Origin of the sequence: Paraburkholderia sp. EG287B (genome assembly GCF_040965595.1) — a bacterium.
Lineage (GTDB): Bacteria > Pseudomonadota > Gammaproteobacteria > Burkholderiales > Burkholderiaceae > Paraburkholderia.
The window spans coordinates 371,204-394,653 of record NZ_JBFRCG010000002.1 but is presented as its reverse complement, the minus strand read 5'-3'; the positions used below and the strand labels follow the sequence as shown (position 1 = coordinate 394,653).

Annotated in this window: 18 protein-coding genes and 1 tRNA gene; 13 read left to right on the top strand and 6 right to left on the bottom strand. The window is 64.9% G+C overall.

The features are described 5' to 3' along the window. The first annotated feature begins 289 nt into the window (after positions 1-289). Positions 290-1,042: a trehalose-phosphatase gene (otsB, locus tag AB4Y40_RS04490; RefSeq protein ID WP_368686599.1), complete on the top strand. Its 753-nt coding sequence runs from the start codon at positions 290-292 to the stop codon at positions 1,040-1,042. 112 nt (positions 1,043-1,154) lie between these two features. Beyond that, the gene (gene otsA, locus AB4Y40_RS04485) at positions 1,155-2,585 is read left to right on the top strand and encodes an alpha,alpha-trehalose-phosphate synthase (UDP-forming) (RefSeq protein ID WP_368686598.1); all 1,431 of its coding nucleotides are present in this window, start codon (positions 1,155-1,157) and stop codon (positions 2,583-2,585) included. 134 nt (positions 2,586-2,719) lie between these two features. Here otsA and AB4Y40_RS04480 read toward each other — a convergent pair whose 3' ends face one another. Beyond that, complete coding sequence (locus tag AB4Y40_RS04480; protein ID WP_368686597.1) at positions 2,720-4,555, bottom strand: ABC transporter ATP-binding protein; 1,836 nt, start codon at positions 4,553-4,555, stop codon at positions 2,720-2,722. A 779-nt stretch (positions 4,556-5,334) separates the two neighbouring features. Between AB4Y40_RS04480 and AB4Y40_RS04475 the strand changes: the two genes are divergently transcribed. The 3 genes from AB4Y40_RS04475 to AB4Y40_RS04465 all read left to right on the top strand — a co-directional run bounded on the left by AB4Y40_RS04475 (position 5,335) and on the right by AB4Y40_RS04465 (position 8,269). Further along, a complete protein-coding gene (locus AB4Y40_RS04475; RefSeq protein WP_368686596.1) occupies positions 5,335-6,399 on the top strand; it encodes a glycosyltransferase family 4 protein in 1,065 nt (354 codons plus the stop codon). Positions 6,400-6,732: 333 nt separating this feature from the next. Further along, on the top strand, positions 6,733-7,713 hold the full coding sequence (locus AB4Y40_RS04470) for a hypothetical protein (RefSeq protein ID WP_368686595.1): 981 nt from the start codon (positions 6,733-6,735) through the stop codon (positions 7,711-7,713). A 91-nt stretch (positions 7,714-7,804) separates the two neighbouring features. Beyond that, a complete protein-coding gene (locus AB4Y40_RS04465) occupies positions 7,805-8,269 on the top strand; it encodes a DUF2214 family protein (protein WP_368686594.1) in 465 nt (154 codons plus the stop codon). A 189-nt stretch (positions 8,270-8,458) separates the two neighbouring features. Here AB4Y40_RS04465 and AB4Y40_RS04460 read toward each other — a convergent pair. The 4 genes from AB4Y40_RS04460 to AB4Y40_RS04445 all read right to left on the bottom strand — a co-directional run bounded on the left by AB4Y40_RS04460 (position 8,459) and on the right by AB4Y40_RS04445 (position 10,726). After that, positions 8,459-8,533: transfer RNA gene (locus AB4Y40_RS04460), tRNA-Val, on the bottom strand. Between the two features lie 48 nt (positions 8,534-8,581). Beyond that, entirely contained in the window at positions 8,582-9,328 is a 747-nt protein-coding gene (gene dnaQ / locus AB4Y40_RS04455; RefSeq protein WP_368686593.1) for a DNA polymerase III subunit epsilon, read from the bottom strand. 58 nt (positions 9,329-9,386) lie between these two features. Further along, positions 9,387-9,836 carry a ribonuclease HI gene (rnhA, locus tag AB4Y40_RS04450; protein ID WP_069262548.1) on the bottom strand — a complete coding sequence of 150 codons (450 nt, stop codon included), beginning with the start codon at positions 9,834-9,836 and terminating at the stop codon, positions 9,387-9,389. Continuing rightward, on the bottom strand, positions 9,833-10,726 hold the full coding sequence (locus AB4Y40_RS04445; protein ID WP_368686592.1) for a class I SAM-dependent methyltransferase: 894 nt from the start codon (positions 10,724-10,726) through the stop codon (positions 9,833-9,835). The genes rnhA and AB4Y40_RS04445 overlap by 4 nt, the downstream gene beginning before the upstream one ends. Positions 10,727-10,746: 20 nt before the next feature. Between AB4Y40_RS04445 and gloB the strand changes: the two genes are divergently transcribed. The 6 genes from gloB to AB4Y40_RS04415 all read left to right on the top strand — a co-directional run bounded on the left by gloB (position 10,747) and on the right by AB4Y40_RS04415 (position 19,762). Then, positions 10,747-11,583: a hydroxyacylglutathione hydrolase gene (gene gloB / locus AB4Y40_RS04440; RefSeq protein WP_368686591.1), complete on the top strand. Its 837-nt coding sequence runs from the start codon at positions 10,747-10,749 to the stop codon at positions 11,581-11,583. A gap of 154 nt (positions 11,584-11,737) precedes the next feature. Next, entirely contained in the window at positions 11,738-13,381 is a 1,644-nt protein-coding gene (locus AB4Y40_RS04435; RefSeq protein WP_368686590.1) for a transglycosylase SLT domain-containing protein, read from the top strand. A gap of 601 nt (positions 13,382-13,982) precedes the next feature. After that, a complete protein-coding gene (gene carA / locus AB4Y40_RS04430; protein WP_368686589.1) occupies positions 13,983-15,122 on the top strand; it encodes a glutamine-hydrolyzing carbamoyl-phosphate synthase small subunit in 1,140 nt (379 codons plus the stop codon). Positions 15,123-15,263: 141 nt separating this feature from the next. Beyond that, positions 15,264-18,518: a carbamoyl-phosphate synthase large subunit gene (gene carB, locus AB4Y40_RS04425; protein ID WP_368686588.1), complete on the top strand. Its 3,255-nt coding sequence runs from the start codon at positions 15,264-15,266 to the stop codon at positions 18,516-18,518. 218 nt (positions 18,519-18,736) lie between these two features. After that, positions 18,737-19,213 (top strand): transcription elongation factor GreA, encoded by a 477-nt coding sequence (gene greA, locus AB4Y40_RS04420; protein WP_042261359.1) that lies wholly within the window; start codon positions 18,737-18,739, stop codon positions 19,211-19,213. An 87-nt stretch (positions 19,214-19,300) separates the two neighbouring features. Continuing rightward, positions 19,301-19,762 (top strand): DUF4149 domain-containing protein, encoded by a 462-nt coding sequence (locus AB4Y40_RS04415; RefSeq protein WP_368686722.1) that lies wholly within the window; start codon positions 19,301-19,303, stop codon positions 19,760-19,762. Between the two features lie 56 nt (positions 19,763-19,818). On the opposite strand, the gene AB4Y40_RS04410 is transcribed toward AB4Y40_RS04415, so the two are convergent. Further along, complete coding sequence (locus tag AB4Y40_RS04410) at positions 19,819-20,364, bottom strand: YhbY family RNA-binding protein (RefSeq protein ID WP_368686587.1); 546 nt, start codon at positions 20,362-20,364, stop codon at positions 19,819-19,821. 274 nt (positions 20,365-20,638) lie between these two features. Here AB4Y40_RS04410 and AB4Y40_RS04405 point away from each other — a divergent pair, with 274 nt between their 5' ends. Both AB4Y40_RS04405 and ftsH read left to right on the top strand, forming a co-directional pair. Continuing rightward, positions 20,639-21,301: an RlmE family RNA methyltransferase gene (locus tag AB4Y40_RS04405; protein WP_368686721.1), complete on the top strand. Its 663-nt coding sequence runs from the start codon at positions 20,639-20,641 to the stop codon at positions 21,299-21,301. Positions 21,302-21,499: 198 nt separating this feature from the next. Then, positions 21,500-23,386, top strand: coding sequence for an ATP-dependent zinc metalloprotease FtsH (gene ftsH, locus AB4Y40_RS04400; protein WP_133183568.1), 1,887 nt, complete (start codon positions 21,500-21,502; stop codon positions 23,384-23,386). Positions 23,387-23,450 lie beyond the last annotated feature (64 nt).

Below are 23,450 nucleotides of genomic sequence, written 5' to 3'. Positions count from 1 at the left end.
GCAATCTCGTCGACTCGATATGGATTATGTCGGCCGCGCTCGCTCAGACCATCAGGCTCGGCTTGTCGCTGCGACTGTAGCAAAATTGGGTCCGCGCGGTCGCGCGCGCCCCGGTCGGCGCGATTGCTCGCGTCGATATGCCGCATCTTCGAGTCCGGGATGCCTGCACAGGCGGTCAGCCCCTTACTTTCTCGATAATCGATCCAAGGCGCGGTAAGATTCGCACACTTTCCCTGGGCGCAGCCCGGGGCCATACCCGGCCAGCAGGCCGATGGGTGAAAAGAACGCAATGCAAGCACTTCCGGCAGTCCTGCCGCCTGAACAGACGGCATTTTTCTTCGACTTCGACGGCACGCTCGTCGAGCTCGCGCCCACGCCCGATGGCGTGCTCGTTCGTCGCGACATGCTCGCGCTGCTGCGCGAGTTGCGCCGCGCGACGCACGGCGCGGTGGCGATCGTCTCCGGGCGCGGCATCGAGAGCATCGACGGTTTCCTCGGCATGCCCGATCTGCCCGTCGCCGGCCTGCACGGCGCCGAGCGGCGCGATGCCAACGGCGACACGCAGCGTGTCGGCTTCAACGACCAGCGCTTGCTACACATGGAGCAGGTGCTCGCGGAAGTGGTGCGTACGCATGCGGGCATGCTGCTCGAGATCAAGGGCGCGTCGCTCGCGCTGCACTACCGCAACGCGCCCGAGCGAGAGGCCGAAGCGCGCGCCGCGACCGAGCGCCTCGCCGCCGATTACGCCGACGCCTACGTGCTGCAGCCCGGCAAGATGGTCTACGAAATCAAGCCGAAGGACGTCGACAAGGGCCGCGCGCTGCGCGCGTTCCTCGACGAGCCGCCGTTCGCGGGCCGCAGCCCGGTATTCGCCGGCGACGACCTGACCGACGAGAAGGGTTTCTCTGTCGTCAACGCGCTGGGCGGGCTGTCGATCAAGGTCGGCGGCGGCGACACCATCGCGCAGACGCGCGTCGACTCGGTCGACGCGCTGATCGGCTGGCTCGCCTCGCTCGTTGCGGCCATGCCGGGCGCCCGGTGATCGCACGCATGCGTCGCTCCATCACCCAAGTAGATTGCCTGCCTTGCCCGAGCCGAAGCCTCGCCTCGCGCGCGCCACGCCTTCCCGATTTCCTGCACGGACCCCGCCCCTCATGAGCCGATTGATCATCGTGTCGAACCGCGTCGCGCCGATTTCCGAAGGCGGTCCAGCCGCGGGCGGCCTCGCGGTGGGCGTGTACGACGCACTCAAGGAAACCGGCGGCATGTGGTTCGGCTGGAGCGGGGACGTGCTCACCTCCGGCCAGCCGCAGATCGCGCTCGAGGAGCGCGGGGCCGTCACCTTCGCCACCATCGGCCTGTTGCGGCGCGACTACGACCAGTACTACCGCGGGTTCTCGAACGCGACGCTCTGGCCCGCGTTCCATTACCGCGCCGATCTCGTCCAGTACGACCGCCACGAATACGAGGGCTATAGCCGCGTGAACGCGTGGCTCGCGCAGCAACTCGTGCCGCTGCTGCGCGAAGACGACGTGATCTGGGTCCACGACTATCACCTCATTCCGTTCGCCCAGGCGTTGCGCGCGGCGGGCGTGAAGAACCGCATCGGCTTCTTCCTGCACATTCCGTTTCCGGCCTCGCAGGTGCTGCTGGCGGTGCCGCCGCATCGCGAGCTGGTTGAGGCGCTGTGCGCGTTCGACCTGCTCGGCTTCCAGACCAAACCCGATCTGCGCGCGTTCTGCGACTACATCGTGAACGAGGCGGGGGGCACGACGGCGCTGCAGCCGGACGGCCTCACGCGCATCGAGGCGTTCGGGCAGACGCTCTGCGCGGGCGATTACCCGATCGGCGTCTATCCCGACGAGATCGCGGAACTCGCCAAGGCCGGCGAGCGCGGCAAGCCGGTGCGCACGCTCAAGTCCACGCTGCACGGACGCAAGGTGATCATGAGCGTGGACCGGCTCGATTACTCGAAGGGGCTCGTGGAGCGTTTTCGCGCCTTCGAACGCCTGCTCGACCACGCGCCGGCGCAGCGCAACAAGGTCTCGTTCGTGCAGATCGCGCCGCCCACGCGTGCCGACCTGCATGCCTATCAGGACATCCGGCTGCGGCTCGAGGCGGAGTCGGGGCGCATCAACGGCCGTTATGCGGAACTCGACTGGACGCCGATCTGGTACATCCACCGCCAGTACGAACGGGCGGTGCTGGCCGCGCTGTTCCGGGCGTCGAACGTCGGCTACGTCACGCCGCTGCGCGACGGCATGAACCTCGTCGCCAAGGAATACGTGTCGGCACAGGATCCCGAGGATCCGGGCGTGCTCGTGCTCTCGCGCTTCGCCGGCGCGGCGCAGGAGCTGTCTGGCGCGCTGATCGTCAATCCGCTCGATATCGACGGCATGGCCGATGCGCTGGGCACCGCGCTTGCCATGCCGCTTGCCGAGCGCCTCGCGCGCTATCAGGACATGATGGCCCAGCTGCGCGAGAACAATGTCTCGGTCTGGCGCGACCGCTTCATGCGCGATCTCGGCCGGGTCAGCGTGCGGCAAGGGGTGAGCGCGCCGCCGCTCGAGCGCGCTCAGGGCTGAGCACCCGCGCCTCGCGCACCCGCACGAGAGCGGAAAAAAAGCCGCTTGAGTCGATGCACTGAAGCGGCTTTTTTGCGTCCGGGCGTCCGGGGCGAGACGCAGCGGGCTAGGCGCCTGCCTGCGCGGTGGTGGTGTCAGGCCACGTGCTTTTCGTCGGCCTTCTTGCTGCCCAGATGCAGCGTGGACTGCTTGCCGTACTGCTTGGCGAGGAGGTCGCGGTAGAGGCCCGGACGGTTGCGCAGCTCTTCCGGACTGCCGTCGTCGATCACCTTGCCCGCGCTCATCACGATGATGCGGTCGAAGTTGTTGAGCGTGGAGAGGCGGTGCGCGATCGCGATCACCGTGCGGCCCACCATCAGCCGGTCGAGCGCCTGCTGGATGGCCTCTTCGGACGCGCTGTCGAGCGCCGAGGTGGCTTCGTCGAGCAGCAGGATCGGCGAATTCTTGAGAATGGCGCGCGCGATCGCGATGCGCTGGCGCTGGCCGCCCGACAGCTTCACGCCGCGGTCGCCCACGATCGTGTCGTAGCCCTCGGGCATCGCTTCGATGAATTCGGCGCAGCGCGCCTCGCGGGCCGCGGCGAGCACTTCCTCGCGGCTCGCCTCGGGGCGGCCGTAGGCGATGTTTTCGTAGATCGAGCGGTGCAGCAGCGAAATGTCCTGCGGCACGAGCGCGATGGCATGGCGCAGGCTGTCCTGGGTGACGTGCGCGATGTCCTGGCCGTCGATCTTGATCGCGCCGCCCTGGGCGTCGTAGAAGTGCTGCAGCAGCGCGAGCACCGTGGTCTTGCCCGCGCCCGATTTGCCGATCAGGCCCACGCGCTGACCGGCCTCGATGCGCAGGTCGAAATGGTCGAGGATCGCCTTGCGGTGCGGATACGCGAAGGTCACGCCTTCGAAATCGACGCGGCCGCCCTGGGCCACGAGCTCCTTGGCGTCGTCGCGGTCAGGCATGCCGTGCGGCTCCAGCAGCGTCTGCACGGCCTCGGCGAGGCGTGCCACGTGCTGGGTCACGTCCACGAGCGCCACGGCGAGATCGCGCGTGCCGTGCAGGATCGTGAAACCGAGCGAGCTGACCAGCACGATGTCGCCCGACGTCGCCTTGCCCTGATCCCAGAGCCACAGCGCCCAGCCGAGCAGGCCGGCGGACAGCATGGCCGTGATCACGGCGTGCAGCAGACGCAGCTTTTCGAGGTAGAGCAGGCTCGAGCGGCGCGCGTCGAGTTCGGCCTTGACGGTCGAACCGAAGCGCTTCTGCTCGCGGAACGTCATGCCGAAAGCGCGCACGAGCGCCATGTTGCCGATCACGTCGACGAGCTCGCCATCCACCGCGGCCGCTTTCGAGGCGAAGGTGTGGTGGCGCGACGAGCCGCGCCCGGCCAGCTTGAAGAGGATCACCGAAAGGATCGCCGAGCAGAGCAGGAGGCCCGCCGCCATCAGCGGGTTCACGGCGATGATCATGACGATCGCGCCGGCCACGGCGATACAGGGCGGCAGCACGTTCCAGGCGGTGGTGTTCTCGGCCGTGTAGACGGCGTTCGACGTCGCCGTGATGCGGCTGGCGAGCGTGCCGGGCTGTTTTTCGGCGTAGTAAGTGGGCGAGTGTCCGCTCAGATACTGAAAGAGGTCGCGCCGCAGGTCGCCCGTCACGGCGACGAAGGTGTGCGCCGCGAACCAGCCGCCGACCCGCCAGAGCAGGTTGTCGGCGGCGATCAGGCCGACGAGGATGGCGAACGCGGTCCACAGCGGGCCCGGATGATGGCGTCCCGCTCCGAGCACGTCGATCAGATGCTTGATGGCGTACTGCGACGCAAGCGCGCAACCGACTGCCGCGAACACGCTGGCGAGCACGACAGTGTGGGCGAACGGATGGCGCTTGATGTAGCGGAAAAGGAACGCGAGCGGGTGCCGCGCATAGCTCGCAAGCTTTGCGTTGTGGGCGTTACGCTGAGCGATGGTCAGATGTTCCAATTGATCGGGTGGTCGGTCTGACGGAATTTCGTCCGTGCAAGTTCAAGGAAGATGGCGGGCGCTGAGGCGACGAACGGCTTCGGGCGCACGGCAACGAAGGCGGACTTACCGCATTGTAAACACCCCATGGGTCTCGCGCACCGCCTGTGCCCGGCGGACGCGCATCATATCGCGACACGATAGCGCGGGATACAGATTGGGGACACGTTGTTGCAGTGGAGGTTCAACAGGAATCGTGGACCGTTTTAGAGATAGGTGTTTTAGAGATAGAATTACGGATTGCATTCGGAAAAGCGCTGTGCTTGCTCGCAACACGCTGTCCGCCGGTTGCGAACCAGGAAACGAGCAGGATCGATTCATGCGCACAAGGGCCGCGACAATCTCGCGCAGTTGCTTCCCGCAGCGCAGCACCCAATCTAGAACTCTCTTGGAAAACAATGGGTTGCGGAGTGTTTCCGGTTTGTAACAACGTAAAGACTTTGAAATGATCTAGCCGGTATTTACCCTGGACCGGGATAATGCCGACTCGGACAGCGTAGGGAATTTGACAGCTTCTGTGTCAACGGCCGCGAACCCTGCGCGTTTACCGCCTGAACCGCCGCGTGTGCGCTCTCTTGCCGCTTCACAACTGCGTCGGGTCTGTGTCCGGATTTCCGGCGCGGTTAGCGGTATGGAACGCCTGTAAGGCGCGTGGCGACAAGGAAGCCGCAGCCTGCATAGGTCGATTGTCAAATTTGCAGTCTATTGCCCGATTTATTACGAGGAAGGAGTTCACCACTATGCGAATCGCTCAAATCGCTCCGTTGCACGAGGCGGTTCCTCCCAAGCTGTACGGCGGCACGGAACGGGTGGTCTCCTACCTGACCGAAGCGCTGGTCGAACAGGGCCACGACGTCACGCTGTTCGCCAGCGGCGATTCGATCACCTCGGCAAAGCTCGAAGCGTTCTGGCCGCAGGCATTGCGCCTCGACCCCACGATTCGCGACGTGATGGCTCCGCACATGCTGCTGCTCGAAGAAGTTCGCCGCCGCGCGGACGAGTTCGACGTGCTGCACTTCCACATCGACTACTACCCGTTCTCGCTGTTCCAGCGCCAGCCGGTGCCGTTCGTCACGACCATGCACGGCCGTCTGGACCTGCCCGAACTGCAGCCGGTGTTCAATGCGTTCAACGACGTGCCGGTGGTGTCGATCTCGGACAACCAGCGCATTCCGCTGCAGCAAGCCAACTGGCAGCAGACCGTGTACCACGGCCTGCCGGAAGACGTGCTCACGCCGATTCCGAACGTCGAGCCCGGCTACCTCGCATTCCTCGGCCGCGTTTCGCCGGAGAAGGGCCTTGACCGCGCGATCCGCATCGCCGGCCAGGCGGGCATGAAGCTCAAGGTCGCCGCCAAGATCGACAAGGCCGACCGCGCCTACTACGAAGAAGTCATCAAGCCGCTGATGGCGTTGCCGCATGTCGAGTACATCGGCGAAATCGGCGAGCACGAAAAGCGCGAGTTCCTCGGCAATGCGCATGCCCTGGTGTTCCCGATCGACTGGCCGGAGCCCTTCGGCCTCGTCATGATCGAAGCCATGGCCTGCGGTACGCCGGTCATCGCGTTCAAGCGCGGCTCGGTGCCGGAAGTCATCGAGAACGGCGTGTCGGGCTTCGTCGTGGAAGACGAAATCAGCGCAGTCGCGGCGGTCAAGCGTTTGTCGACGCTGTCACGCGAGAAGGTGCGCGCTGCGTTCGAGGCGCGCTTCTCGTCGAAGGTGATGGCACGCAACTACGTGGCCGTGTACGAAGAACTGCTGCGCCAGAAGCATCGCACCGTGCTGCGCGAAGTCAACGCCGGCTAAGGTACGACCGAAACTGGATGCGCTGCGGCGCGCCCGGTTTTCCCGCTTTTCCAACGCCCCGGTGCCTATGCACCGGGGCGTTGTCGCATTCGCGGCGGCGGCGGGTGAGGCGCACGCTTAATGTCCCTATAATGGCCGTGCCGTAAAATCCGCGGCGCCCACGAAAGCGTGCTTTGCATGGGACCAGAGTGACGTGCCAAAGCGCGAACTCTGGTCGACAGCTTTGCATGGGACCGGAGTAAGACGCTAAAGCGTCGACTCCGGGCAACAGCTATGCATGGGACCAGAGTAAGACGCTAAAGCGTCGACTCTGGTCGACAGAGGAGAATACCCTTGGCCAGAACCCGACCGACGCCCACGGCCACCGTACCCGGGGCCGGGACGCTTTTCGCGCTGCGCGCGATCGGGCTCGTGATCCTCGCGCGCTGGCTGCACTCCATGGCGCAAATGAACTTCGTCGCCGCGCTGGAAGGCATGGCGTCGTCGCCGGCGGCGAGCCTGAATCTCGTCTTCCTGTTTCTGCTGATCGTGCTGCCGGGCGCCAGGGCGCGCGTCGAGCGGCCGTTTCACCCGCTGCCCCAGTGGCTGCGTCAGGCGCTGCGCTTTTTCGGCGTGCTCGGCTTCTTGTTCGCAATCGGCTCGATCGGCGTGTTCGTCTGGACCGCCGGCTGGCGGCGCACCTTCCACGCCGTGGCCGACACCAACGGCTGGCTCGTGGCCGCGCCCGCGCTCTATGCGGCCGTGGTCTGGATCTGCCGGCCGCGCGCTCTCTGGCGCAGCAACTTCGCGGCGCGGCGCTTCGCGATCGGCCGCTTCGCCGTGTCGATCGATGCCGCGACGCGCACGACGGTCGTCTGGCAGGAGAGCCGCAAGGTCGGCCAGTACGATGCCCGCGAGCTGTCGGTGCGCTGGCTCTCCGGCGCGCCGCGGGGCGGGGCCGTTGCGTCCGGACCCGCGCTCTTGCCCGCGCCGCCGCAGACCGACGATCCTGCGCCCGCGGGTGGCGTCGCCGAACCGGTTGCTGCTTCGGATGCCGCAAATTCGGTGGATTCTGCGGATTCCACCGCGGCGCTGGGGGCCGGCCAGTCTGCGGCCACGCCTGAGCCGGGCGCGCCCGCTGCGCAGCGGCCGGCATCCGCATCCTCTGCTGCGGCGCCCGCGGGCAAGCCTGCGCGCCGCGCAAAGATCGAATTGCTCTGGGATTCGCCCGCTGCGGCGGGCCACAACCGTCAGACTGTGTTTCGCGTGGGGCTCGCCTCCGAAGGCGACCGCACGGCTGCACGCGCCCTCGACGCCGCGCTCAGGCAGGCCTGACGACCCGCTGCCCGGCCGCATTGCGCGCCATCCGCGCACTAGCCGCTTTACCATTGCTTGCCGTTCCTGTCGTCCACCGGAAGGAGTTGCAATGCCGATACGCTGGTTGCTCGCTGCCGTTCATCTGCTCGCCTTCGGCTTCGCGCTCGCTTCGATCCTGCGGCGCACGCGCGGCCTGCGCCGCTGCACGTCCACCGAAGACCTGCCGATGATCTTCAGCGCCGACAACGGCTGGGGCGGCTCGGCGGTCGTCCTGATCGTCACTGGCGCCATGCGTGCGTTCGGTGGTTTCGAGAAGGGCGCCGAGTACTACATCCACGAACCGCTCTTTCTCGTGAAGATGGCCGCGCTCGTGCTGATCCTTCTGCTCGAGATCGTCCCCATGATGGCGCTGCTGCGCTGGCGCCTCGCCGTGCGGCGCGGCGACGTGCCGGATCTCACCGGCGCGCGGAAATACGCACTTATCGGCAGATGGCAGACGCTCTTGCTCGTCGTGATGGTTTTCGCGGCCACGGGCATGGCGCGCGGCATCGGTCTCGATACCGGCGGCGAGTAGGGCGCACTCAGGTCGTCAATTTCGCTGCGAAACAGAAAACCCGTTCTATTGGTTGATTCGGATTGCTGACAGTGAAGCGCGCCGATCGGATGTTTCGCGTAAAGCCGAAGCCCAAAGCAAAAGGCCTCGTTGCTTTCGCAACGAGGCCTTTTATTCTTCGGTGTTTGTCGTTACCAACACCAGGAATTCTGGTGGGTAGTACTGGGATCGAACCAGTGACCCCTGCCGTGTGAAGGCAGTGCTCTACCGCTGAGCTAACCACCCGAAGAGATTGAGATTATGCAGGGTGTTTTCGCTCTTGTAAAGCCCTTTTTAAGCATTTTGCGCATCGGCCGCATTGGCTTCGGCGGGAGCCGGCTCGGTGCGCCAAACCGATGTCCCCTTGATCGCCTTGTCGAGGCCGTCGAGCACGGCGTTGTGTTCGGCGATTTCTTCGTCGCTCGCCATGATCACCGGCAGATCGATCGACCCGAGCTGGATGCGCGGCGCGGCGGCCGCTCCGGGTGCGGCGTGCTCGCCCAGCATGTCGATCACGAGGCTTTCCTGGCCGCGCGTCATCGCGAGATACACCTCGGCGAGCAGCTCCGAGTCGAGCAGCGCGCCGTGCAGCGTGCGGTGCGCGTTGCTGATGCCGAAGCGGTCGCACAGGGCGTCGAGCGAGTTGCGCTTGCCGGGGAAGATCTGCTTGGCCTGCACGAGCGTGTCGATCACCTCGCCGCAGTGCTCCTTGAACCCCGGCTTGCCGACCAGCGCGAGTTCGGCGTCGAGAAAGCCGATGTCGAACGGCGCGTTATGGATGATGATGTCCGCGTCGCGAATGAAGTCGAGGATCTCGTCCGCGACTTCGGCGAACTTCGGCTTGTCGGAGAGAAACTCGGTCGTGAGGCCGTGCACGGCGAGTGCGCCCGGGTCGCTGTCACGCTCCGGGTTCACGTAGAAATGCAGGTTGTTGCCCGTGAGCCGGCGGTTCACCAGCTCGACGCAGCCGATTTCGATGATGCGGTCGCCCGTGCGGGCGTTCAGGCCGGTGGTTTCGGTATCGAGAATGATCTGGCGCATGTCTTGTAAGGCGTGAAAGCGTGAGGCAGCCGCGAAGCGGTCCTGGAAAGCCGCGGTCTCAGAGTTCGGCGAGCGTGGCGACGCCGCGGTTCGCGAGCGCGTCGGCGCGCTCGTTCTCGGGGTGGCCGGCGTGACCCTTCACCCAGCGCCACTCGATCTCGTGCTGGGCGACGAGCGAGTCGAGGCGCTTCCAGAGGTCGTCGTTCTTGACCGGCGTTTTGGCGGCCGTCATCCAGTTCTTCTTCTTCCAGCCGTGAATCCACTCGCTGATGCCTTTTTGCACGTACTGCGAGTCGGTGTGCACGATCACCTTGCACGGGCGCTTGAGCGCGTCGAGTGCGGCGATCACCGCCATCAGCTCCATGCGGTTGTTGGTCGTGCCGGCCTCGCCGCCGAACAGTTCTTTTTCCTGCGCGCCGAAGCGCAGCAGCGCGCCCCAGCCGCCGGGGCCGGGGTTGCCCTTGCAGGCGCCGTCCGTGAAGATTTCGACGAAGTCGGGTGTGCTCATGAGTCCTTGTTGCGTGTTGGGGAAGGCGTGGTCGCCGCGGGCTTCAGGCTCGCGGCCAGCACCGGCTTCTTGACCTTCAGTGGGCCGACGAGGCGCATGCCGCGCACGCGCTTGATCGCCGTCACCATATAGATAGCGCCGAAAATCGGCCACCAGCGGTCGCCGGCGGCTTCCATGAAGCCGTAGCGGCCGAGCCACTGGTCCGTCGCGAGCGGCGGACGATAGCAGCCGAAGCGCCCGCGTTCAAGCTCGAAGCCAAGCAGCTTGATCCAGTCTTTCAGGCGCGTGAAGGCGATCAGGTCCTGGCGCGCGGGCAGGAACGGATGGCCGGTCAGCTTGCCGACCGACTGGCGCGCACCCCACAGCGAAAGCGAGTTGAAGCCGACGATCAGCAGTTGCCCTTCGGGCATCAGCACACGTTCGGCTTCGCGCAGCAGACGGTGCGGGTCGCTCGTGAATTCGAGCGTGTGCGGCATCACGATGAGGTCGACGCTCTGCGCCTCGAACGGCAGATCGAGAAAGTCGCACCAGACGGCGCTGCGGCCCGCGGGCGCGTGAAGCAACGTGCTGCCGCCCGCAGCCGGGGCGCGGTCTGGGGTTGCGCCGCCCGCGTCGGGCGACGGTTGCCCGCCGTTCGGGTGCGCATGGGCCGCCGCGCCGGGTACGGAGTAGGGCGCGCTCGCGGCGCTGGCGGCGTCAAGCACGAGGCCGCGGCACGACATGCGGTTCTCGCGCAGGGCGTCGAGCTGCGGCAGGCCGAGCTGCAGCGCATGGTAGCCGAATATGTTCGACACCACGCGGTCGAGCTGCTCCTGCTCCCAGCCGAGCACATACCTGCCAGCGGGTGAGGCGGTCCAGGCGGGCCAGTCTATAATCAATCGGTCAGACATGTCGAAGAATACGTCGCCCCATGAAGAGTCCGCTTGAGTACGCGCGTTCGAGCGATGCGTGCGCCTACGAGTACGTACCGGTTCCGGCGTTTGAAGACAATTACATCTGGGTCGTTTCGGACGGCCGGAATGCCGTTGCCGTCGATCCGGGCGACGCCGCTCCGGTTCGCGCGTACCTCGCGAAGCGCGGCTGGCGGCTCGTCGCTATTTTACTCACCCATCACCACAACGACCATGTCGGCGGTGTGGCGGATCTGCTCGACGACGCCCGCGTGCCCGTATATGGCCCGGCCGGCGAGGCGCTCGGCCCGCTCGATGCGTTTGTCACGCGCGTGAAGGGCGGCGACGCCGTCCATCTGGATGCACCCGCGCTCGACCTGACGGTGATCGACGTGCCTGGCCATACGCGTGGCCACATTGCCTATTTCCAGGCAGCGGATGCCGCCGGCACGCCTCACGTGTTCTGCGGCGACACGCTCTTTGCCTGCGGCTGCGGCCGCCTCTTCGAGGGTACCCCCGCGCAGATGCTCGACTCGCTCGACGCGCTCGCGGCGCTGCCCGGCAATACCCATGTGCATTGCGCACACGAATACACGTTGTCGAACATTCGCTTCGCGCTCGCCTGCGATCCGGAGAACGCCGATCTGCGCGACTGGAGCCGCGAGGCGGCGGCGCTGCGCGAGCGCGGCGTGCCGACGCTGCCCACGACGATCGCGCACGAGCGCGCCGTCAATCCTTTCCTGCGCGCGGGCGATGCGGCGGTGCAAGCCGCGCTCACCGAGGCGCTGCACGAATCGGTGCCGGACCGGCTGGCGGCTTTCGCAATGATGCGTGAATGGAAGAATCGGTTCCGCTGACCCATCCGGGTCAGGGGGCATGCTCAACCCAATCGTATGGAATCACGCCCAAGCTGCGGATTTCATGGCTTTTTTTCCAATAATTCCGATTGACGGAAACGGACGCGTTCCGTACTATCGGCTGCAAATTCCAGCCATGCGGATGTAGATTTTCATGCGATTCATAATCAGTGCGCTGCTGGTCCTCATGCTCGCCGCCTGTGCGAGCGGGGGACCGTCTGCGACTTCTCTAGCACCAGCCAACGCCCAGGCCAACGCCGACCTCATTCGTAAGACCTCCGCTGCGAAAGAAACCATTAACGTCGATCAAGGCTCCGTCGATCAGCTGACGAGTCCCGACGCCGATCTCTGGGCGCGCATTCGCCGCGGCTTCCAGATGCCCGACCTGCAGAGCGACCTCGTCGACATGAACGCCAACTGGTACGCCCAGCGGCCCGACTACGTCGCGCGCATGACCGAGCGTTCGCAGAAGTATCTCTATCACATCGTCGAAGAGCTCGAGGCGCGTCACATGCCTACCGAGCTTGCGCTGCTGCCGTTCATCGAGTCCGCCTACAACCCGCAGGCGCTGTCGGTCGCGAAGGCCGCCGGCATGTGGCAGTTCGTGCCGGGCACGGGCCGCACCTACAACCTCAAGCAGAACATGTGGCAGGACGAGCGCCGCGACGTGCTGGCCTCCACCAGCGCCGCGCTCGACTATCTTTCGCGCCTGCACGACATGTTCGGCGACTGGTATCTCGCGCTGGCCGCCTACAACTGGGGTGAGGGCAACGTGCAGCGCGCCATCGCGCGCAACGAGGCGGCGGGCCTGCCGACCGACTACCAGAGCCTGCGCATGCCCAGCGAAACACGTAACTACGTGCCGAAGCTGCAGGCGGTCAAGAACATCGTGATGAACCCGCAGCAGTACGGGCTCACGCTGCCGTCCATTCCGAACCACCCGTATTTCGTGACGGTCACGACCTCGCACGACATCGATGTGGACGTCGCGGCCAAGCTCGCGAACATGACGACCGACGAGTTCCGCTCGCTCAACCCGTCGTTCAAGAAGCCCGTGATTCTCGGCGCGACCGATCCGCAGATCCTGCTGCCGTTCGACAACGCGAGCGCGTTCGAGCGCAACCTGAAGGCCTATTCCGGCCAGCTTTCGTCGTGGACCGTCTACACGACCGACTCGCGCGCCACGCCGGCGGCGATCGCGCAGAAGATCGGCGTGGACGCCGACACGCTGATGTCTGTGAACAAGATTCCGGCGGGCATGCGACTGAAGGCGGGCTCGACGCTCGTGGTGCCGCGCACCGACGACGGCGACGACGAGGACATCAGCGCCGACGTGGCGGAAAGCGCTGTGCTGGCCATGGAGCCGGACGTGCCCGACACGCGCAAGATGCTGATCCGCGTGCGCCGCAAGCAGTCGATGGAAGCGGTGGCGAGCCGCTATGGCGTGTCGCTCGGCCAGTTGAAGGCATGGAACAAGACCCGCCGCGACTACGTTGCGCCGGGCCAGGTGCTGGTGTTGCACGTGCCGGTCAACAAGGCGATGCCGAGCGAACCCGGGCCGGAGCGTCTGGCAACGAACGTTTCTGGTGGTGGCGTGCAGCGAATTGGCACCCGCGTTGCAGACACCGGGTCGAAGTCGCGATACGATAAGAAGCACGGTCGCGCGCGCACCGAGGTTGTCAAGATTTCCGAACCTGTCAAGGCAAAGACGGTCAGCGCTGCGCCCAGCAAGGCGTCGAAGGGTGCGGCGAGCCGCCCGAAGGCCGAAACCCACACGCAGAAACACCATACAAAATAGCGGCTGGCGAAGGGTGCTCAAACATGCGTTGCGGGGGCAGCGCATGGTATTTCGCTCCGATCACTTTTCCGTTTTTGTTGTGTTTGACGCCGTCACCCCGCCAGGTGGCGGCGTTTTCATTGGTGGGTGTGAGCGCAGACATGGGTAACAGGTGTGCGGGGACATGGGTAACACTTCGGGCGGCGCTTGCCGCAGCGCCCCCGCCCGCTATAGTGGAAAAGGCCGCGCACCGGGCTGCGAGCACGCTCCCCGTCGCCAGCGTCATCCTGAAATTTGAAGGAAAGGTGACTTTCGCGCTATAATTTCAAGGTTTGAGCTTATCAACCCGCACCCTAGCGCCTACCTCCTCCCATCCGTTCATCCGCCGCCCGCGCTTCATCGTCAACTGGCCGGCTGCCGCCCGATCCTGCGTCACAAACGCGCGCTCGTGGCCCGGCGCCACAACGGTCGACCGCACGAAGAGGTCGCGCAAGCGAGCGAGCCGCGCGCGCATCCTGATCCTCACGGAAAGGGGGGCCGACGCCGCAGCCGCTCCCACAGGTCGCAAGATCGCAACGTCGGATAACAGGTCGGCACAGGGTGCTCCCCCAAGGAGTCTCCCGTGTTGCCGTCATTCCCTCCCGCTCTGCTCGCGCTCGCCGACGGCACGGTCTTTCGTGGTTACTCGATCGGCGCGCCGGGTCATACGATCGGTGAAGTCGTGTTCAACACGGCCATCACCGGTTATCAGGAAATCCTGACCGACCCGAGCTACGCTCGCCAGATCGTCACCCTCACGTATCCGCATATCGGCAACGTCGGCGTCAACGCCGAAGATGTCGAAGCCACGAAAGTCCATGCCGCCGGTCTGATCATCCGCGACCTGCCCGTGCTCGCCTCGAACTTCCGCATGGAGCGCACGCTCGGCCAGTATCTGAAGGACGAAGGCGTGGTCGCCATCGCCGGCATCGATACGCGCAAGCTCACGCGTATCCTGCGCGACAAGGGCGCGCAGAACGGCGCGATCCTCGCAGGCTCCGACGACGAAGCGAAGGCCATCGAACTCGCGCGCTCGTTCCCGGGCCTCGCGGGCATGGACCTCGCGAAGGTCGTCTCGACCGACAAGCCGTACAAGTGGAACACCACCGAATGGCGTTTGGGCGAAGGCTACCGCACGCAATCGGCGCCGAAGTACAAGGTCGTGGCGTTCGACTACGGCGTGAAGCAGAACATCCTGCGCATGCTGGCGGAGCGCGGCTGCGACGTCACGGTGCTGCCTGCGCAAGCCACGGCTGAAGACGCCTTCGCACTGAACCCGGACGGCGTGTTCCTCTCGAACGGCCCCGGCGACCCGGAACCGTGCGACTACGCGATCAAGGCGACGCAAGCTTTCATCGAGCGCGGCATCCCGACCTTCGGCATCTGCCTCGGCCACCAGATCATGGGTCTCGCCGTGGGCGCGAAGACCATGAAGATGAAGACGGGCCACCATGGCGCGAACCATCCGGTGAAGGATCTCGCCGACGGCCGCGTCGTCATCACGTCGCAGAACCACGGCTTCGCGGTGGACGCCGCGACGCTCCCCGCGAACACGCGCGTCACGCACGTTTCGCTGTTCGACGGCACGCTGCAAGGCTTCGAGCTGACCGACAAGCCCGCGTTCTGCTTCCAGGGCCACCCGGAAGCGTCGCCGGGTCCGCAGGACATCGGCTATCTGTTCGACCGCTTCACGGCGCTGATGGACAAGGCCAAGACGGCGTAAGCGCCGCCTCGAGCGCAAGAGCAGAGCAGGGTGCGCAGCGAGCCGGTTCGAAGAACGGCCCACGCGCGCACCCGGGCGGCAAGCTGAGTCACCCGCGAGCCGTCAGACGTAAAAGACACAGGAATATTTAGCGAGAGCGTTATGCCCAAGCGGACAGACATCAAGAGCATTCTCATCATCGGCGCGGGTCCGATCATCATCGGCCAGGCGTGCGAGTTCGACTATTCGGGCGCGCAGGCATGCAAGGCGCTGCGTGAAGAAGGCTACAAGGTCATCCTCGTCAACAGCAATCCGGCGACGATCATGACCGACCCGAACACGGCCGACGTCACCTACATCGAGCCGATCACGTGGGAAGTGGTGGAGCGCATCATCGAGAAGGAGCGCCCCGACGCGATCCTGCCGACGATGGGCGGCCAGACCGCGCTGAACTGCGCGCTGGACCTGCACCACCACGGCGTGCTGAAGAAGTACAACGTCGAGCTGATCGGCGCTTCGCCGGAAGCCATCGACAAGGCCGAAGACCGCCAGAAGTTCAAGGACGCGATGACGAAGATCGGCCTTGGCTCGGCGAAGTCGGCCGTCGCGCACTCGATGGAAGAGGCGCTCAAGGTGCAAGGCGAAATCGCCGAAGCCACCGGCACGGGCGGCTACCCGGTCGTGATCCGTCCGTCGTTCACGCTCGGCGGTTCGGGCGGTGGCATCGCCTACAACCGTGAAGAGTTCGAAGAGATCTGCAAGCGCGGTCTCGACCTCTCGCCCACGCGCGAACTGCTGATTGAAGAGTCGCTGCTCGGCTGGAAGGAATACGAGATGGAAGTGGTCCGCGACAAGGCGGATAACTGCATCATCGTCTGCTCGATCGAAAACCTCGACCCGATGGGCATCCACACCGGCGACTCGATCACGGTTGCGCCGGCGCAGACGCTCACCGACAAGGAATATCAGATCCTGCGCGACGCCTCGCTCGCGGTGCTGCGCGAGATCGGCGTGGATACGGGCGGCTCGAACGTGCAGTTCTCGATCGACCCGCGCACGGGCCGCATGATCGTGATCGAAATGAACCCGCGCGTGTCGCGTTCGTCGGCGCTGGCTTCGAAGGCCACGGGCTTCCCGATCGCCAAGGTCGCGGCGAAGCTGGCCGTGGGCTACACGCTCGACGAGCTCAAGAACGAAATCACGGGCGGCCAGACGCCGGCTTCGTTCGAGCCGACTATCGACTACGTCGTCACGAAGATTCCGCGCTTCGCGTTCGAGAAGTTCCGCGAAGCCGACCCGCGCCTGACCACGCAGATGAAGTCGGTGGGCGAAGTCATGGCGATCGGTCGCACGTTCCAGGAGTCGTTCCAGAAGGCGCTGCGCGGCCTCGAAGTCGGCGTGGACGGTCTGGACGAAAAAACCACCAGCCGCGACGAGATCATCCGCGAGATCGGCGAAGCCGGTCCGGACCGCATCTGGTACGTGGGCGACGCATTCCGCGTGGGCATGACGCGCGAAGAGATCTTCGAAGAAACCGCGATCGACCCATGGTTCCTCGCGCAGATCGAAGAGATCATCAAGAAGGAAGAGGCCTGCAAGGGCCGCACGCTCGAAAGCCTCTCGAAGGACGAGCTGCGTTTCCTGAAGCAAAGCGGTTTCTCGGATCGCCGTCTCGCGAAGCTGCTCGGCAGCAACGCCACGGATGTGCGCAAGCGCCGTATCGAACTGAACGTGCGCCCGGTCTACAAGCGCGTGGACACCTGCGCGGCCGAGTTCGCCACGAAGACCGCCTACATGTACTCGACCTACGAGGAAGAGTGCGAGGCGAACCCGACCAGCAACAAGAAGATCATGGTGCTGGGCGGCGGCCCGAACCGGATCGGCCAGGGCATCGAGTTCGACTACTGCTGCGTGCACGCCGCGCTCGCCATGCGCGAAGACGGGTACGAAACGATCATGGTCAACTGCAACCCCGAGACCGTTTCGACCGACTACGACACGTCCGACCGCCTGTACTTCGAACCGCTCACGCTCGAAGACGTGCTCGAAGTCGTGGACCTGGAAAAGCCGCTTGGCGTGATCGTGCAGTACGGCGGCCAGACGCCGCTGAAGCTCGCGCTCGACCTCGAGGCGAACGGCGTGCCGATCGTCGGCACGTCGCCGGACATGATCGACGCCGCAGAAGACCGCGAGCGCTTCCAGAAGCTGCTGCAGGCCCTGAACCTGCGCCAGCCGCCGAACCGCACGGCACGCGCCGAAGACGAAGCGCTCAAGCTCGCCGACGAAATCGGCTACCCGCTCGTCGTGCGTCCGTCGTACGTGCTGGGCGGCCGCGCCATGGAAATCGTCCACGAGCCGCGCGACCTCGAGCGCTACATGCGCGAGGCCGTGAAGGTGTCGAACGACTCGCCGGTGCTGCTCGACCGCTTCCTGAACGACGCGATCGAATGCGACGTGGACTGCATCTCCGATGGCACGGACGTGTTCATCGGCGGCGTGATGGAGCACATCGAGCAAGCGGGCGTGCACTCGGGCGACTCGGCCTGCTCGCTGCCGCCGTACTCGCTGTCGCAGGAAACGGTCAACGAACTCAAGCGTCAAACCGCCGCAATGGCCAAGGCGCTGAACGTGGTCGGCCTGATGAACGTGCAGTTCGCGATCCAGCAAGTGCCGCAGGACGATGGTTCGAAGAAGGACATCATCTACGTGCTGGAAGTGAACCCGCGCGCTTCGCGTACCGTGCCGTACGTTTCGAAGGCCACGAGCCTGCCGCTCGCGAAGATCGCGGCGCGTGCGATGGTCGGCCAGAAGCTGGCGCAGCAGGGCGTGACGAAGGAAGTCGTGCCGCCGTACTTCAGCGTGAAGGAAGCGGTGTTCCCGTTCGTCAAGTTCCCGACCGTCGACCCGGTGCTCGGACCGGAAATGCGTTCCACGGGCGAAGTGATGGGCGTGGGCAAGACCTTCGGCGAAGCGCTCTTCAAGTCGCAGCTCGCAGCGGGCTCGCGCCTGCCGGAGTCGGGCACCGTCTTCATCACCGTGATGGACGCCGACAAGCCCAAGGCCGTCGAAGTCGCGCGCATGCTGCACGAGCTCGGCTACCCGATCGTCGCCACGCGCGGCACGGCTGCCGCGATCGAGGCGGCCGGCGTGCCGGTGAAGGTCGTGAACAAGGTGAAGGACGGCCGTCCGCACATCGTCGACATGATCAAGAATGGCGAGATTTCGCTCGTGTTCACGACGGTCGACGAAACCCGCTCCGCGATCGCCGATTCGCGTTCGATCCGCATGAGCGCGCAGGCCAACAAGGTCACCTACTACACGACGATGTCGGGCGCACGCGCGGCCGTCGAGGGTCTGCGCTACCTGAAGAACCTGGAAGTCTATGATTTACAAGGCCTCCATGCTCGCCTAAACTAAGGCTTCAATTGTCTGTCTAACGCTCGACGAGGCAGGCTACAAAAGCTGAATGTGCCGCGGTTAAGCGGCGTCCCAACAGGGTTTTCAGGCTGCGCCAGACCGCGCAGCCGCCCTCGCGGGATGCACTTAACCGCGGAATTTTTTTATGGCCGCAACGTGCGCGACAAGCGTGCGTGGCGCGGTCTCCTTTAGGCCCTCGTGGGCCGTACGAGTTGTTTATGAGCACGATTCCCTTGACCAAGCGCGGTGCAGACCAACTCCGCGGAGAGTTGCAGCGCCTGAAATCCGTCGAGCGTCCGGCGGTCATCAATTCGATCGCGGAAGCGCGCGCGCAGGGCGATCTGTCGGAAAACGCGGAATACGACGCCGCAAAGGAAAAGCAGGGCTTCATCGAAGGCCGCATCGCCGAGATCGAGTCGAAGCTGGCGGCCGCGCAGATCATCGACCCGGCCACGCTCGAAGCGGACGGCCGCGTGGTGTTCGGCTCGACCGTGGATCTCGAAGACCTCGACTCGGGCAAGACGGTGACCTACCAGATCGTCGGCGACGACGAAGCCGATCTCGAGCACGGCCTGATCTCGGTCAGCTCGCCCATCGCGCGTGCGCTGATCGGCAAGTCCGAAGGCGATGTCGCCGAAGTGCAGGCCCCTGGCGGCGTGCGCGAGTACGAGGTCATCGAGGTTCGCTACGTCTGAGGGCGCGTCGACGTGAGTACTGCAAGCCACGTGGGTTCCGCCACTCCCGTTTCGCTCGTTCCGCACCGGCTCTTCGGGCTGCTGGCCATGCTGTGGGTCGGCAGTCAGCTGACCATCGGCTATGCGGTCGCGCCCGTGCTGTTCGCGTCGCTCGAAAGGCCGGTGGCCGGCGAACTCGCCGCGCAGCTGTTTCGCCTCGAAGGCCTGATCGGCGTGGTGTGCGGCGTGCTGCTGGTCGGGCTCTCGAGCGTGCTCGTGCACCGCGGCGCGTTGGGCTATCGCCGGCTGCGCTGGATTCTGGCCGTGATGCTGCTGTGCGTGCTGATCGGCTATTTCGCGCTGCAGCCGTTCATGAACGCGTTGCGCGTTCAGGCGATGAGCGCGGGCATGGACGTGGCCAGTTCGCCGTATGCGAGCCGCTTCGGCTTGCTGCACGGCGTATCGAGCCTGTTCTATCTCGTGCAGAGCCTGCTGGGTGCGTGGCTCGTCTGGCTGCTGCCTTCGGCACGCGGCACGCTGGCGCAGCGCATGGAAACCGCGCCGCGCTGAAAGTGGCCTGAAGCCGGTTCAGGCGAAAAAAAGCGCGGCTCGAAGGCCGCGCTTTTTTACTTCGAACCCTGGTGGGCTCGCTTGGAACTGGTTTGGCGCTTCTTGGCGCGCTTGATGTTGCCGCCTTGCGTGACGCGCTCGTTGCCCTTGACCGTCACCTTTTGCGCCTTCGGCTTGCGCATGGGGTTGTCGCTGGCCTTGACGACCTTGACGGTGCGCGGCGCGGCGCCACGCTTGCCCGCTTCGCGCGCGCTCGGCACGTCGGCGGCCGGGCGCGACACGGTGCCGCGGGCGCCGGCGCGCGCGGTCGTGGCCTTCGCCTTGGCTTCCTCGGGCTTGTAGATGACGAGCAGCTTGCCGATGTGCTGGATCGGGGCGGCGCTCAGGCGGTCGCAGATCTCTTCGTAGATCGCGAGGCGCTCTTCGCGCTCGTCGCCGAACACGCGCACCTTGATGAGCTGGTGGGCGGCCAGGTGAACCTTGATTTCCTTGAGGACAGCGTCGGTCAGTCCCTCGGCGCCGATGAGCACGACCGGTTTGAGCGCGTGAGCCTGGGAGCGCAGCTCGGAGCGCTGTTCGGCGGAAAGAGTGAGGGCGGGCATGGGATGTGGCAGACTCGACTAAAATGACGGCGCCGCGCGGGTCGACAGGCGTGAATTGACAACCTGGGCAGACGTGGATTGCGGTCCGCGAAAAGCGGGCCGCCAGCGGGCAAAGCGCGTCGGAACAACGGAAAACCGTGGGGAACGGCAGGGCGCGGGCCAAAAACGCCGGCGGAGCAACGAACATCCGGCCAGGCGGGCCGCGACGGCCGCACGAATAAAACGCGTATTATCCGCTAAAAGCGCGGAATCACGCAGCAAGAGTTCATCTTTAATGGCAAAAAATCGCTTCAACCAGTCGTGGCTGCACGACCATATCAACGATCCGTACGTGAAAATGGCGCAGCGGGAGGGCTATCGTGCCCGCGCTGCCTACAAGCTGAAGGAAATCGACGAGCAGGACAAGCTGATCCGCCCCGGCATGGTGATCGTGGACCTGGGCGCGGCGCCCGGCAGCTGGAGTCAGTACGCCCGCAACAAGCTCGCGCAAGGCACGAAGCGCGACGAAGAGCGGCAGGGTGGCATCGACGGCACGATCATCGCGCTCGATCTCCTGCCGATGGAACCCATCTCCGACGTGCAGTTCCTGCAAGGCGACTTCCGCGAGGACGACGTGCTCGCGCAACTGGAAGAATTGGTGGGCGGCCGCCCGGTCGACCTTGTAATTTCGGACATGGCGCCCAATCTCTCGGGGGTCGCGTCGGCCGACGCGGCGCGTATCGAGCACGTGTGCGACCTCGCGCTCGAGTTCTCGCAGAATCATCTGAAACCCGATGGAGCCCTTTTAGTCAAATGCTTCCACGGCAGCGGTTACAGTCAGATCGTCGAGAAGTTCAAGCAGCAGTTCAAGGTCGTGGCGGCGCGCAAACCGAAGGCTTCGCGTGATAAATCGTCCGAAACGTTTATATTGGGTAAACATCTGAAGCGTCCCTGTTAAACGGGGCATGATTGCCGTGCAAATGGCGCAATCTGGTCGCAAAATGACCCCGAGAGGCGGTCCGGACAAGGCGCTCGGGCTATTCCTGCGGTAGCGAAACGTTATGGCAGGGGTCCGTGTACTGGATTAGAATGCTTTGGTGGTGTCGCAGTCGCAAGGCAAATGTAGGCGCCCATCTATGAGTGAAGGAGTGGTGCTTTGAACAACAACATGTTTTCGAAGGCAGCAGTGTGGCTGGTAATCGCACTGGTGCTGTTTACGGTGTTCAAGCAGTTCGACAAGCCCCGTGTCCAGGAAGGCGTTTCCTATTCGCAGTTCATGGACGACGCGAAGAACGGCAAGGTCAAGAGCGTCGTGGTGCAGGGGCGGAACCTCACGGTCACTCCGGCTGATGGCCAGAAATACCAGATCGTCTCCCCAGGCGACATCTGGATGGTCGGCGACCTGATGAAATATGGCGTGCAGGTGAGCGGCAAGGCCGATGAAGAGCCGAACGCGCTCGTTTCCGCGCTGTACTACCTCGGGCCGACCATACTCATCATCGTGTTCTGGTTCTACATGATGAGACAGATGCAGGGGGGCGGCAAAGGCGGGGCGTTCTCCTTTGGTAAATCGCGCGCCCGCCTGATCGACGAGAACAACAACGCGGTCAACTTCTCCGACGTCGCCGGCTGCGACGAAGCGAAGGAAGAGGTGTCCGAGCTCGTCGACTTCCTGCGCGATCCGCAAAAATTCCAGAAGCTGGGTGGGCGCATTCCGCGCGGCGTGCTGCTCGTCGGCCCTCCGGGTACGGGTAAGACGCTGCTGGCACGCGCCATTGCCGGCGAAGCGAAGGTGCCGTTCTTCAGCATCTCGGGTTCGGACTTCGTCGAAATGTTCGTCGGCGTGGGCGCGGCCCGCGTGCGCGACATGTTCGAGCAGGCCAAGAAGCACGCGCCGTGTATCGTGTTCATCGACGAAATCGACGCGGTCGGCCGCCATCGTGGCGCCGGCATGGGCGGCGGCAACGACGAGCGCGAGCAGACGCTGAACCAGATGCTGGTCGAGATGGACGGCTTCGAGGCGAACTCGGGCGTCATCGTGATCGCGGCAACCAACCGTTCTGACGTGCTCGACAAGGCGCTGCTGCGTCCGGGCCGTTTCGACCGCCAGGTCTATGTGGGCCTGCCGGACATCCGCGGCCGCGAACAGATCATGAAGGTGCACCTGCGCAAGGTGCCGATCGCCAACGACGTGGATGCAGCGGTGATCGCACGCGGCACGCCGGGCTTCTCGGGCGCCGATCTTGCGAACCTCGTGAACGAAGCTGCGCTGTTCGCGGCGCGCCGCGGCAAGCGCATCGTCGAAATGCAGGACTTCGAAGACGCGAAGGACAAGATCTTCATGGGTCCGGAGCGCAAGTCGGCGGTGATCCGCGAAGAAGCGAAGCGCGCCACGGCGTACCACGAGTCGGGTCACGCGGTGATCGCGAAGCTGCTGCCGAAGGCGGACCCGGTGCACAAGGTCACGATCATTCCGCGCGGTCGAGCGCTGGGCGTGACGTGGCAGTTGCCCGAGCACGACAACGAAACGTACTCGAAGGACTATCTGCTGGATCGTCTGGCCATCCTGTTCGGCGGCCGTGTGGCGGAAGAGCTGTTCATGAACCTGATCAGCACGGGCGCCTCGGACGACTTCAACAAGGCCACGCAAACGGCCCGCGCCATGGTCACGCGCTTCGGCATGACCGACGCGCTCGGACCGATGGTCTACGCCGACGACGACAACGACGGCGGCCCGTTCGGCAAGGGCTTCACGCGTGCGATCTCGGAAGCGACGCAGCAGAAGGTCGACGCGGAAATCCGCCGCGTGCTCGACGAGCAGTACAACCTCGCGAAGCGCCTGCTCGACGAGAACCGCGACAAGGTCGAAGCCATGACCGCGGCACTCATGGAGTGGGAAACGATCGACGCCGACCAGATCAACGACATCATGGCCGGCCGTCCGCCGCGCTCACCGAAGAGCACGCCGTCGCCGGGCGACGCGTCGTCGGGCGGCAGCACGGGCACCGAAGTCAAGCCCGGTAGCGCGACCGCACCGGCGTGATCCTTATCGAGTAAAGTTGCGGGCCGGTGTGATGTTCACATCGGCCCGTTTTGCATTTCTGGCG